Genomic DNA, 13112 nt, shown 5'->3' on the forward strand with positions numbered 1-13112 from the left:
TAGTGACGGGAGTAACCAATTCCCCTCTTGAGAGGGGATAAGGGGTGTGTTAAAGCTAGTTATAGGACGAAACTATGACACACCCCCTTCCCCCTCTCGAGAGGGGAGCCAGGTACAACCAGTCACTATAAATAGTTCACTTCTAACAACATTTGAAATATAACAACAATAAAAATAAAACACCATGTTACAAGCAATCGATTTGACAAAGAGATATGAAGACGGCAATCTGGCCCTTGATGCCTTGAACCTAGAGATCAAGCCGGGCGAAATATTTTTCCTGCTGGGAGCAAACGGGGCAGGGAAGACCACTTCTATCAATATCTTCCTCAACTTCATCGAACCCACTTCGGGCCATGCCCTGATCGACGGTATCGACGTTATGGAAAAACCGTTGGAAACCAAGAAGCATGTCGCTTTCGTTTCCGAGAATGTAATGCTCTACGGCAACTTCACCGCCCGTCAGAACCTCGACTTCTTTGCCCGCCTGGGCGGTAAGACGAACCTGACGAAAGACGATTACTATAACGTCATGCGCCGTGTCGGCCTGCAGGAAGAAGCCTTCGAACGCAAGCTGAAAACCTTCTCCAAAGGTATGCGTCAGAAGGTCGGACTGGCCATCGCCATCATCAAAGATGCCGACAACATCGTCATGGACGAGCCGACCACCGGACTCGACCCTAAGAGTGCCGCCGAACTGATGCAGATACTGATTAACCTCCGTAACGCCGGCAAGAGTATCCTGATGTGTACCCATGATCTGTTCCGTGCTAAGGCAGTGGCCGACCGTGTCGGTATCATGAAGGAAGGACGCCTGGTGATGCTCCGTAGTCGTGAAGAGTTCCTCCAGGACGACCTCGAGCGTATCTATCTGGATTATATGCAGGAAGCTATTTTGGAATAAGAGTATAAACCATTAATAATAAGTAATATGATTTGGTTAATAGCAAAGAAAGATTTCCTGCTGAACTTGTTGTCGGTCAGGTTTATTATAGGGTTTGTACTGTGCCTGCTAGTGATACCGTTCACGGTGATCGTCAGTGTGGAGAATTATCAGAACCAGGTGCGTGTCTTTAAGATCGAACAGGCAAAGGCGGATAAAGAAATGAAAGAGAGCCGCGTATGGTCACATGTTCGTCCTACTGTTATACAGGTGCCGGAGCCGCTGAGTATCTTTAGTACGGGTATTATTGGTGATGTCGGCAATAAGGTGAAGGTTTCTTTCTGGGAATATCCGCTGTTTCCCGAAGGGCATACTCTTACCCGCGACAACCCTTCGTTGAATGCCTTCTTCTCGATAGACTTTTCGAAAGTGGTCGCTATTCTTATCTCGTTGCTGGCACTCGTCTTTTCGTATGATGCCATTACCCGTGAACGGGAAGACGGGACGATGAAGCTGACCTTTACCGGACAGGTGAGCCGTATCTCTTTCCTGATGGGTAAGTTATTGGGGTTGTTGCTGACGTTACTGCCTATTTTGCTGTTCTGTTATCTGCTGGCCTGCCTGATCATTGTGGTTAATCCGGCGATTTCCCTTTCAGTATCCGACTGGGGCGGCTTGTCGCTGCTTTTCCTGACTTCCGTCATTTATATGATGGTATTCCTGTTGTTGGGAATGTTTATTTCCAGCCGGGTGACGCATTCGTCTTCGTCCATTATTATCAGCTTGCTGTGCTGGATATGGTTCCTTTTCCTGATGCCTAATATTGCGACTTATCTGGCACAAAGTATTTCGAAAGCGCCTTTATATGATAATGTACAGGCAACCATGAGAAATTATGACGAGGCTTTTCATAAAGAATATATGGAGGAATGGCCGCGTGCGTCCCAAAGGGTCAATATGAAATATTTGAGTTATAATAATTGTACCGGTGACGGACCTGAATATCTTGAATTGGCCGGAGGCCCGAAAGAGACACCTTTATTCCACCAGCAGATGCAGATTTGGGCAACTCCTGTCATGCTGAATAATGCGGATAAGAAATGGGCCTTGCAGCGGAACTATCTGGACGGACTGGTGCGTCAGCAACGGTTGCAACAAGCCATCGCCTGGTTGTCGCCCTCCGAATTGTTCGATCAGACGACGGATGCTTTATGCCGTACCGATGCGGGCAGCTTCCTTAAATATATGGAAAGTTTGCGTAAATACCGAGAGAACGTCATTACCTATTTCAAGGATCATAAGCTGTTTGAGTCTACTGCTTATTTTACCGCCCAGCCTTTGGACGAATTTCCTACACAGGCAGAAGTTGACTTGGGAGGAGAAGAAGTATGGAAGAAATATGGCAGAAGTAATTCTGAATTTCCGTATCTGGATACCAGCGGTGTTCCCCGCTATGTTCCTCAACCGATCACACTTTCGGCTACGTTGGGTGCTGCACTGGGACGCTTATGTGCTCTGTTGGGATTGGTGATCGTATTGTTGGTCGGGACAATCGTGTCGTTTATGAAATATGATGTCAGATAATAAATAATTACAGTTATGTTTACAACTTTATATATACGTGAATTGCAGAACTATCTGTATAGCCTGCGCTTTCAGGTTTCTTTTGTAATTGTTGTGCTGGTGTTTACGTTGGGTAGTGTTTCATTCGCTTCTTCTTTTAAGGATATGCATGATAACTACACCAAATATAGCGTAGCACAGCAGGAAGCAATAGGCAAACAAGCCGAAAATATCTCAAAAGTAGCGACAGCAAGGAATAGCTTTATCATCTCTCCGCGTGAAAACAGTGTGATTGCGGATTGCAAGGAAAGCTATTTGCCTAACCGTATTACCTACAGTGCTTATAATATGTTTGATTATTCGGTACGCCATGATAGCAATAATCCTCTTCTGATCCGTACGGATAGTTTGAGTTGGTCGTTTATCGTTTCCATGTTCCTTAGTTTTATTACGCTGCTTTTTGCTTTTGATGCCATTTCAGGGGAAAAGGAGGAGAGGACGCTGGCTTTGGTCTTTTCAAATGCCGTGCCCCGGAGCACCTTCTTGTGCAGTAAGCTTTTGAGTATTATAACAGTGATAGGAGTCATGGAGCTGGTCGGTATCATAATCAGTCTGATTATCCTGGCTGTTTCCGGTCAGGTGCAGTTGAACAGTAGCTTTCTGATAGAGACTGCCGGGTTTATACTGATCAGCCTTTTGTTCATCACTACGTTTGCCGTATTCGGTTTGCTGTCGTCGGTGGTGACGCGCTACTCCAATATCAGTTTGCTTATCTCGCTTTGTTTCTGGTTGTTTGCTGCGGTGGTCATTCCTAATACGTCTGTATTCTGGGCAAAGACGCTGTTCAGCATACCGACATCGGACGAAGTGGCTCAGAAGCGCCAGGAGGCATCCAATGATATTAACCGGAATGCACCGGAAGGAAGCTGGTCGTCCAATGGTATGGATGCATTTTATCCCCGGCATGAGTTGCGTGCACGAAACCAGAGCAATCTGATGAATAGCGATAAGAAGTATAATGATGCCTATTACCTGCAACAGTTCCGTCAGTTTGAGCAGACCCGTAATTTCACGCTGTTGTCACCGATCGCGCAGTTCGATTATATGAATGAAGCGTTTCTGGGAGGTGGTTACCTGCGTTTTCAGAAGAACTGGAATGACCTGCATGCTTTCCAGGAACAGTTCTTACAGTGGTTCAAAGACGTCGATGCCAAGGATGACGGTAGCCCTCACTGGTATAATCCTTATGAAGATTATTCCACCAGTAAGAAACCTGTAGCCGTCGATCAGATTCCGCAATACCAGGAACAGATCGCCTCTTTCGGGCAACGCATCGAATTCATCGGCGGTTATATGATTGCTATGATAGTTATGATTGCTGTTTTGTTTATGGCTTGCTTTTATTTCTTTACAAGATACGATGTACGGTAATAACTGTCTAAATTTTGTACATCACTGTCTAATTATTGGACAGAATGGGATTTTAGTGATAAATATATATGTTTGATAAATAGATGTTTGTGTGTTTTGGCACGCTGTTTGCACTATAAACGGCGTTGCCGGACATACTGTAAAGTAAAACCGGGCAGCTGTCCGTTATTGGACAGGTTATTATTTATAAAATAGGTAGTTATCAGATAGATACACTTATGGCATGCTATTTGCTATGAATTAGGTAAAAAGATAAACAATACTAATAAGATGTGTGTTTTCAACATGAAGGGAGCAACTCTGGCGAACTGCTCCCTTTTATAACCTAAAAAGGTTAACATAATTGATGAGGTTCTCTTTGGCGAGAGAACAAGCTCTTCCTTGTGCGTGAGCATAGGGGAGAGATTTTTTTATGCTTTAGCTCCTTTCATGGATAACTTTTCAAGGAAATATACGATAGCGAAGCCAAATATCATTAATCCTACGGCTTCCCACAACAACTGGTCCGGCAAAATATTTGCTTCGACCAACGGCTTGATCACTCCATGGCTGTCGGTATATGTCTCGATCGTTTCTTTCCAGGGCCATACTTTGTTGAGCGAACCCAGCATAAAACCGGCCAATACTGCGATTGTCGTATCATGGAACCGGCGCAGGGCATAAGAGAGTACTCGTGAAAATGAAGTGATACCCAATGCCGCGCCACAGATAAATACGAGCATGACCGGGATATTGAGTGTTTTTACCGCTTCCATGATATAGAAATATTTTCCGAGCAATACCAGAATGAAACTACCTGAAATACCCGGCAAGATCATCGCGCAGATCGCAATGGCTCCGCAAAGGAAGATAAAGAACAGATTTGTCGGTGTCTCCGCCGGTGTGGCAACGGTAATGTAATAAGCAATGATAGCCCCGATGATAAAACTCAGTATCGATTTCCAGTTCCATTGTTTGATATCTTTCGATACGAACCAGGTGGAAGCCAGTACCAACCCGAAAAAGAAGGCCCACACCAGGATCGGATGGGTAACCAACAGCCAGGTAATGAGCTTTGCCAGCGAGAAAATGCTGATCCCGATGCCGGCAACGATAGCCAGCAGGAAGTTGGCATTTATCGCTTTCCAGAAAGCGGCGATCTTACCGGTGAAGAGTAGCTTCAGGCTTGCTCCGTTAATACTCTTGATCGAATCGATCAGTTCTTCATAAATACCAACAATAAAGGCAATTGTGCCGCCCGATACGCCGGGAACAACATCGGCTGCGCCCATACCCATGCCTTTCAAAAGTAGGAGACCGTAGTCTTTTAGATTTCTGTCCATTATTAGTTATTATTGTCCTTATTATTGAGGAATTCCTTTGTCAGATCTTCCGGCGGGATATGTTTGCCCAGCAACTGCTGCTCCACATCGCTGAAGTCGATACCCGAGTTTTCCAGGTACTCGATCAGTTCTTTCGGGGTAGTCTTGCTGAAATGTTCGCCGAAATGCTTCATATCTCCTTTAGCCAGATAAGCCATAGCCATATGGAGATGGATAAAAGGCAGATCCGGATTAACGGCATATACCTTATTATAATATTTGATCGCCTTGTCGATATCGCCTTTCATGTAGAGATACTGTCCGGCATGGAAAAGGCTTTCAAAATCCTCCGGTTGATAGTAGTCTCCTTTATCCAATACTTCGAACAGACGTTCGGTAGTCTCGACTGCCTGCTTGTCTTCTCCGTTTTCTACGTAGGTCAAAGCCAGCAGAGAGAGTATCCTGACATTGTTGGGGAATAGTTCGACCGCCTTTGTCAATGTATTGGAAGCCTCCCGGTGACGTTCCGTTTCCGCACAGCAACGGATGAAGTTGATGTATGCTGCCGGTTCGTTGTCAGTCACCTTTTTGCCGATAATATCTTTCAGCAGATTATAGGCTCCTTCAAAATTCTCAAGTTTGATATAGCATTCAGCCATGAGCGGTTTGATGCGCTCCGCCATCTCAAAGTCGCCATTGATATCCTGATATACTTCCAGTGCCTTTTCATAATTTTCGTTCATGTAGAGGCAATAGGCTTTCAGTATCTTCAACTCCGGGTCCGAATCATCGCAGGTCAGTGCAAAGTCGAATGCTTCGATTGCCTTTTCGAACTCCAGTTTAATCGAATACAACCGTCCGAGTGTGAACCAGTATTCGTGGGAGTAAGGGTTTTTGTCGATCAGTTCGTTGCAGATGCTGATCGCCCCGTCGATGTCTCCTTCTATTTCCCGGTTGTAGCATAACTCATCTTTCAATACCAGATTCTGAGGGAATAAATCAATGCCGCGGTTTATGAAATCGCGGGCTTCATTGTTCATTTCCATATCACTTAAAAGGGGAGCGGTACATTCGAATACCGTTTCCAGATAATCGCAATCCTCTTCGATCAATTTTTCTGTGTACTCGATCAGTTTATCATACCGGTCGAGCATGCAATAACATTCTAACCGTAATAAGTCGAGGTCCTGGTTGTCTGTTTCAGCGATTGAATCGATCAGGGCCAGTGCACTGTTATAATCTTCATTATAAACGAAGAGTTTGCATTGTCTGATCTGTAAGTCTGTATTACCCGGATGAAGTTTTAGTCCTAAAGCTAAAACTTCATCAAAGTAGTCATAATTATCCGATTCTTCAAAGCTGCCCAACAGTTCATCTACTTCATCTGCATCGAAATAGGGTTCTTTTCCCATTTCGCGGGCAGACAGATAACGTTGTAGCAGGCGTGAAATATCATCTTTTTTCATAGGGAATAATTTTAATGTGCCAATATGCCAATTTGTTAATATGCCAATAACCGGAATGATTAGTATATCCTGTCTGGTACATTATTAAAATCGGCGCATTGGCATATTGTTTAATTGGCAAATTATCAAGCCTTGTCCTTCACCTTGCTCCACGTATCTTTCAGGGATACGGTGCGGTTGAATACGAGCTTTTCGGGCGTAGAGTCTTTGTCTACGTTAAAATAACCGATACGCTGGAATTGTAAATAATCTAATGGCTTGGCGTTTGCCAGATATTTTTCCACGTAACAGTTCGTCAATATGTTCAGAGAATCCGGATTGATGATCTCTTTCATCGCATCCAGCACGGAGCAATTCTTGGCTTCACGGATAGCGGCCAGTTCATCACGCGGATTTTCTACTTTCCAGAGGCGGTCGTACAAGCGGACTTCTGCCGGCAGACTATGCGCACAACTCAGCCAATGTAGCGTTCCTTTTACTTTGCGGTTGCTGTCCGGCATGCCGCTCTTGGTATTCGGATCGTACTCGCAATAGACTTCCACCACTTCGCCTGCATCGTTTTTCTTGCAACCGGTACATTTTACGATGTAAGCATTCTTCAGACGTACTTCCTGTCCGGGAGTCATACGGAAGAACTTCTTCGGTGCATCTTCCATAAAGTCGTCTCTTTCCATCCACAGTTCGCGGCTGAATTCGATCAGGTGGCTGCCTGCTTCCGGGTCTTCCGGGTTGTTGATAGCTTCCATCTCTTCCACCTGTCCTTCCGGATAATTGGTGATGATCAGTTTGACCGGATCGAGAACGGCCGATACACGGGTAGCACGGGCATTCAAGTCTTCACGAACGGCACTTTCCAACAAGGCGAATTCGTTCAGGGCGTCGTAAGTGGTATATCCGATCTTATCGACGAATTTACGGATAGACTCGGGAGAATAACCACGGCGGCGGAATGCACAGATAGTCGGCATACGGGGATCGTCCCAACCGTCGACCAGCTTTTCTTTTACCAGTGTAAGCAGGTTACGTTTGCTCATCAGCGTATAACTCAGGTTCAGTTTGTTGAACTCAGTCTGGCGCGGACGGTTGTCGTCGAGGTCTTTACCCTCTTTCAACCAGTCGATGAACAGGTCGTATAACGGACGGTGTACCACAAACTCGAGTGTACAAAGCGAGTGTGTAACGCCTTCAAAGAAGTCGCTCTGTCCGTGGGCAAAGTCGTACATCGGATACACTTTCCAAGTGTTGCCTGTACGGTGGTGATGTGCTGAGGCAAGTACACGGTAGATGATCGGGTCGCGAAAGTGCATGTTTGGGTTTGCCATATCTATTTTGGCACGCAGCACCATTGCTCCGTCTTCCACTTCGCCGTCGCTCATCTTTTGGAACAACGCCAGATTTTCTTCGATGGGACGGTCGCGATACGGACTATTGATACCCGGTTGGGTAGGGGTTCCTTTCTGCTGGGCGATAACTTCCGAACTTTGTTCGTCGATATAGGCTTTTCCTTCTTTGATCAGACGGATGGCAAAATCCCACAATTGCTGGAAATAGTCGGATGCGTAATAGATGTTACCCCAATGGAATCCGAGCCATTCTATATCTTCCTTGATTGCATCGACGTACTCTACATCTTCTTTTACAGGGTTCGTGTCGTCGAAACGAAGGTTACAAACTCCGTTGTAACGTTCTGCAATACCGAAATCCAGACAGATTGCTTTGGCGTGTCCTATATGCAGATAGCCGTTTGGTTCGGGCGGGAAACGGGTTTGTATACGTCCGCCATTTTTACCTTCTGCCAGGTCTTTTTCAACATTTGCTTCAATAAAATTCAGGCTTTTTTTGCCTTCTTCTTCGTTCGTTCTGATATCGCTCATATCTGTTATAAATATGTTATTTCTTTATTAACGGAACAAAGGTAGCGATTTCTTTATTTGCTGCATAGCAATACAAGTTTTTTCCTGTATTTGTGGCTTAATTTTATCGAACAGAGTATAATACATGGATAAGGAAAAAGTTGTTTTACCGGCTTTTCTTAATTGGGTTACTATAGTCTCACTATAGCACACAGGTGACGCAGAACTGGCGGATTTATACAGAGAAGATGTTTATTTTATTAAATAAGAATCTGTGCCCATCCGTTCAATCTGTGTCACCTGTGTGCTATGGTGAAACGTAGAATGTAATGCGTCAGAACAAGCTGATTAGCAGAGCTATGTTCAATACCGTAACCATGGTTCCCAATAATACGAGAAGGATGGTGGTTGAACGGGAGTTGACATATTGTCCCATTACTTTCTTGCTGGAGGTTAGATATACCTGGGTAAAGACCGTGATAGGAAGCTGCACGCTCAGCAGCATCTGCGAGAGGATCAGTCCTTTGAACGGGTCGCCGATCAGGAAGATGATGAGCAAGGCCGGAACGAATGAAAGAATGACTCCCAGCTTGGAGTGTAAGTCTTTATGATTGTAGGCTTCCCCGTAGAAGCCGGCAAAGATGGAGGCTCCCGCAATACCCGATGTAATTGTTGATGAAATACCGGCCAGCAGCAGTGCGGCCGCAAAGATCACGCCGGCGTTGTTTCCAACCAGGGGAACCAGTAATTGTTGCGCCTGGTCCAGTTCGTCTACGGCAATCTTTTCTTTGAAGAATGTTGCTGCTGCCAGGATAATCATGGCCGAGTTGATCGCCCAGCCGATAACCATCGACAGGAGCGTATCATAGAATTCGTATTTCAGCTGCTTCTTGATGACGGATTCATCTTCCAGGTTCCATTCGCGGCTCTGTATCACTTCCGAGTGGAGAAAGAGGTTGTGGGGCATCACTACGGCACCGAGCACACTCATGATGATCAGCATGGAGTTGGGAGGAAAAGACGGTTTTACCCATCCGGTGACGGCCTGTCCCCAATTGACATCGACCAAAGCCAGTTCATACAGGAAAGAGAGGCCGATAATGGAAACGAACATGATGATCCAGCGTTCTATCTTGCTGTAGGTATTGCTGAGAAGCATGATCAGGCAGGCAATCGTAACGATTACGGCACCAATCTTTATCGGTATGCTGAACAGCATCCGCAGCGCAATGGCACCACCTAATATCTCGGCAAGCGAAGTCGAAATGCTGGCAAGCATGGCCGAACCCAGAATAGGACGGCTAAGCATCCGGGGCATATATTTATTGGTCGCTTCCGATAAGCACAAACCGGTTACGATGCCTAGGTGGGCAACGTTGTGCTGGATAATGATCAACATGATGGAAGAGAAAGTGACCACCCATAGCAGTGCATATCCGAATTCGGAACCGGCTGCCAGGTTGGTTGCCCAGTTTCCGGGGTCGATGAATCCAACGGTGACTAATAATCCAGGGCCTATGTATTTTAAAAGGTCTAATCCTCCGGAACGAGGTTTGTGATTGATCTTGAGTTTGTCTAGCAGTTTCATGTTTTTATTACTTGTTATATCCAAATGTTAGTTACTTTCTTTTTGTTCTTTCCTGTAGTCTTTTGAAACAGACCTACCTCTAAATTCATTTAGACGTACGTGTAAATCGATTTAGACCTAGGTGTAAATAAAATTAGACGTACCTCTAATAGAAATAACAAAGGGAACGTTTTATTGTTTTCTACGGGAACGTCAGAATAAACGACGTTTTGTTTATCGCCGGATTGCTCTTTAAGGCAATGCTACCCCCCGAGAGCCGCATGATCTGCCGCGAAATGGATAATCCGATGCCGCTTCCGCCTTCTTTGGTCGTGAAGAACGGTACAAAAATATGTACCGCTTCTTCCGGTGGGATGGTAGGACCGTTGTTGCTCACCTCGATAATCACGGACTCGTCCGGATTACAATAGGCTTTCAGCTCGATTAGCCCGTCCGGTTGTCCGCTGCCGATGGCCTGCATGGCGTTTTTCAGCAAGTTCAGTACAACCTGGGTGATCAGTTTTTCATCCGCATAAACGATCAGGTCGGCCGGTTCTATATTTATATTAATCGTTATATTGGGGAAATTGTTGTGGTGACGGGCCAGGTTTGTCATCCGCTCCGCAAATTTTTGCACATAGAATAACGAAGGTTCCGGTGTCGGGATATGGGTGAACTTGCGGTATGACTCGACAAATGAGATCAGGCTCTTTCCCGTTGTACTGATCACTTCCAGGCCATTACGTATTTCGCTGTTGGCGTCTTCGTGGATGGAAAGCAACGTATCGCTCAGTGAGGTGATCGGGGTGACGGAATTCATAATCTCATGTGTCAGCACACGAGTCAGACGTATCCAGGAGTCGATTTCCTTATCGTCCAGTTCGCTGTTGATATCGTTGATAGCCAGGATACGCACATGTTTTTCCTGCAAGGTCATTTCGGATACGCGGATGGAAAGGTTTACCGTTCCGCGTTCGTTTACGAATGATATCTGATGTTTGTCGCCCGGGAGGATATTGGCAATCGTAGTCTGTAGTTTTTCATCGATGCGCGCCAGCTGTTTGACATGGGTGAAAACGGAAAGGCCCAACAGACGAAGGGCTTCGTTGTTGGTCTGGTAGATGTTGCCTATGTCATCCAATACGATTATGCCGGTATTGACCGAGTTCATGATCAGCTCGTAATATTTTTCTTTCTGCACGGCTTCCGCTTTCGCCTGGAAAAGTATCTGGGTGATGCGGTTTAATGATTCGCTTACCAGTTTGTCGTTGGATGAACGTCCTCGGGTGGCATATTGGAATGCATAGTCGCTGTTGTCGATGGCATCGAACATGAAGGCTACCTTCTGGGCGTTGCGTTTGAATAACTGGCTCATCATCCGTATGGAATACAGCCAGCCTATGAAAACGAGGATAAACCATTCCCATTGCCGCGTCATGGCGAAATAGGTTCCTGCGACGATTAATATTCCGAATAACCCCAGCCGGAAAGTCAGACTATGATAGATACCTTTTAACATAAGATAATAATGTGTCAATGTGCTAATATGCCAATGTGCCAATTACGGATACAACCTACGTTGTGCTGTGGCCTTTCATTGGCATATCAGCGCATTGGCATATTGGCACATTATAATTCATAACGTTTGATTTTATTGTACAGCGTCTGACGTGAAATACCCAATTGGCTGGCGACGAGCGAGAGATTGCCGTTGTACTTGTCCATGGCATTCTTAATCATGTTGTACTCCATCTCTTCCAGCGTGGTTGCCTCTTTCAGCGGCGATTCTTTCTTGCGGGGGAAGTCGAAGTCGGAGCTGTCGAGGGTTTCGCCTTCAGAAATAATCACGGCCTTTTCGATGGTATGTTCCAGTTCGCGGATATTACCGAACCAGGGTTGCTGCTTCAATTTATCCTTTGCATCTGCGCTGAGGCGCATGGAGGATTTACCGTAGATATTGCAATATTTTGCCAGGAATATTTCAGTTAGCGGAACAATGTCTTCCGGACGTTCGCGGAGGGACGGTATTTCCACGTGTATTGTGTTGATACGGTATAAAAGGTCCTCACGGAATTGCTCTTTCTGTACCATCTCCTGCAAATCGCGGTTGGTGGCACAGACCAGGCGGATATTTACCGGGATAGGGGTGTTGCTTCCTACCCGGACGATGCTGCGGCGCTGGATAGCCGTCAGTAGCTTTGCCTGTAAATGATAGGAGAGGTTCCCGATTTCATCGAGGAACAGGGTTCCGTTGTTGGCTGCCTCGAACTTACCGGGGCGGTCGGCGCGTGCATCGGTAAAGGCACCTTTCATATGGCCGAACAGTTCGCTTTCAAACAATGTTTCGGTGATGGCACCCATATCTACGGGGACCATAGCCTCTTTTTTGCGGTTCGACAACATATGTATTTCTCTTGCCAGCATTTCCTTACCAGTTCCGTTCTCTCCGGTGATCAGGATATTGGCATCGGTTTTGGCAACCTTTTCGATCAGGTTGCGGAGTTGCTGCATGGCGTTGCTTTCGCCCCAGAACATGCCGCTTTCCTTAGAGATAACCTGCTTGCTGCTCTCATGCGGAACTCCTTTCCTGTTTGCTATCCGGATATCGTAAGCCGTTTTCAGTGTTTCCAGCAGCTTCGCATTGTTCCAGGGTTTGACAACGAAGTCGGTGGCGCCTTCCTTGATGCCCCTTACTGCCAGGTCTATGTCTGCATAAGCGGTGAAGAGTACGACCTGTACGGCCGGGTCTTCCTTCTTTATTTCGGACAGCCAGAAAAGTCCCTCGTTACCGGTGTTGATTCCGGCACTGAAATTCATATCCAGCAGGACTACGTCCACATTCTCGTTATGCAGTGTCGTCTTTATTTTGTTTGGGGTAGAGATGGTTATCACTTTCTCGAAGCAGGTACCTAACAGCATCTGTACTGCGGTGAGAATCCCCTTGTTATCGTCTACGACCAGTATGGTGCCTTGTTTAGCCATTGTGATATTTAATGTATTTATAATGCAAAGATAGGGCTTCGGTTTTATACTACCTAACCTGTGTCT

Annotated in this window: 9 protein-coding genes; 3 read left to right on the plus strand and 6 right to left on the minus strand. The window is 45.9% G+C overall.

Translation table 11 applies throughout. From position 1 onward, the window contains the following. The first annotated feature begins 184 nt into the window (after window positions 1-184). The 3 genes from HMPREF1535_RS16010 to HMPREF1535_RS16020 are packed head-to-tail and all read left to right on the plus strand — an operon-like array spanning window position 185 to window position 3877. On the plus strand, window positions 185-904 hold the full coding sequence (locus HMPREF1535_RS16010; RefSeq protein WP_007653298.1) for an ABC transporter ATP-binding protein: 720 nt from the start codon (window positions 185-187) through the stop codon (window positions 902-904). A 27-nt stretch (window positions 905-931) separates the two neighbouring features. Then, window positions 932-2467: an ABC transporter permease subunit gene (locus HMPREF1535_RS16015; protein ID WP_046146815.1), complete on the plus strand. Its 1536-nt coding sequence runs from the start codon at window positions 932-934 to the stop codon at window positions 2465-2467. A gap of 15 nt (window positions 2468-2482) precedes the next feature. Next, on the plus strand, window positions 2483-3877 hold the full coding sequence (locus HMPREF1535_RS16020; RefSeq protein WP_046146816.1) for an ABC transporter permease: 1395 nt from the start codon (window positions 2483-2485) through the stop codon (window positions 3875-3877). Window positions 3878-4287: 410 nt separating this feature from the next. Here the strand turns inward: HMPREF1535_RS16020 and HMPREF1535_RS16025 are convergent, their stop codons facing one another. The 6 genes from HMPREF1535_RS16025 to HMPREF1535_RS16050 form a co-directional block, all read right to left on the minus strand. Next, the gene (locus HMPREF1535_RS16025) at window positions 4288-5199 is read right to left on the minus strand and encodes a DUF368 domain-containing protein (protein WP_007653304.1); all 912 of its coding nucleotides are present in this window, start codon (window positions 5197-5199) and stop codon (window positions 4288-4290) included. Window positions 5200-5201: 2 nt separating this feature from the next. Beyond that, complete coding sequence (locus HMPREF1535_RS16030) at window positions 5202-6644, minus strand: tetratricopeptide repeat protein (RefSeq protein WP_007653309.1); 1443 nt, start codon at window positions 6642-6644, stop codon at window positions 5202-5204. A 125-nt stretch (window positions 6645-6769) separates the two neighbouring features. Further along, on the minus strand, window positions 6770-8518 hold the full coding sequence (locus HMPREF1535_RS16035; RefSeq protein WP_046146817.1) for a glutamine--tRNA ligase/YqeY domain fusion protein: 1749 nt from the start codon (window positions 8516-8518) through the stop codon (window positions 6770-6772). A 313-nt stretch (window positions 8519-8831) separates the two neighbouring features. Beyond that, complete coding sequence (locus HMPREF1535_RS16040) at window positions 8832-10085, minus strand: Nramp family divalent metal transporter (RefSeq protein WP_046146818.1); 1254 nt, start codon at window positions 10083-10085, stop codon at window positions 8832-8834. A gap of 181 nt (window positions 10086-10266) precedes the next feature. After that, on the minus strand, window positions 10267-11583 hold the full coding sequence (locus HMPREF1535_RS16045; RefSeq protein WP_046146819.1) for a sensor histidine kinase: 1317 nt from the start codon (window positions 11581-11583) through the stop codon (window positions 10267-10269). A gap of 110 nt (window positions 11584-11693) precedes the next feature. Further along, complete coding sequence (locus tag HMPREF1535_RS16050; protein WP_046146820.1) at window positions 11694-13046, minus strand: sigma-54-dependent transcriptional regulator; 1353 nt, start codon at window positions 13044-13046, stop codon at window positions 11694-11696. Between the last annotated feature and the right edge of the window lie 66 nt (window positions 13047-13112).

This window comes from Parabacteroides goldsteinii DSM 19448 = WAL 12034, assembly GCF_000969835.1.
Taxonomy (GTDB): domain Bacteria; phylum Bacteroidota; class Bacteroidia; order Bacteroidales; family Tannerellaceae; genus Parabacteroides; species Parabacteroides goldsteinii.

Coding starts and splice junctions, on each gene's coding strand:
- HMPREF1535_RS16040 (WP_046146818.1), bottom strand. CDS start 10,085: ATGAAACTGCTAGACAAACTCAAGATCAATCACAAACCTCGTTCCGGA.
- HMPREF1535_RS16045 (WP_046146819.1), bottom strand. CDS start 11,583: ATGTTAAAAGGTATCTATCATAGTCTGACTTTCCGGCTGGGGTTATTC.
- HMPREF1535_RS16015 (WP_046146815.1), top strand. CDS start 932: ATGATTTGGTTAATAGCAAAGAAAGATTTCCTGCTGAACTTGTTGTCG.
- HMPREF1535_RS16025 (WP_007653304.1), bottom strand. CDS start 5,199: ATGGACAGAAATCTAAAAGACTACGGTCTCCTACTTTTGAAAGGCATG.
- HMPREF1535_RS16030 (WP_007653309.1), bottom strand. CDS start 6,644: ATGAAAAAAGATGATATTTCACGCCTGCTACAACGTTATCTGTCTGCC.
- HMPREF1535_RS16010 (WP_007653298.1), top strand. CDS start 185: ATGTTACAAGCAATCGATTTGACAAAGAGATATGAAGACGGCAATCTG.
- HMPREF1535_RS16050 (WP_046146820.1), bottom strand. CDS start 13,046: ATGGCTAAACAAGGCACCATACTGGTCGTAGACGATAACAAGGGGATT.
- HMPREF1535_RS16020 (WP_046146816.1), top strand. CDS start 2,483: ATGTTTACAACTTTATATATACGTGAATTGCAGAACTATCTGTATAGC.
- HMPREF1535_RS16035 (WP_046146817.1), bottom strand. CDS start 8,518: ATGAGCGATATCAGAACGAACGAAGAAGAAGGCAAAAAAAGCCTGAAT.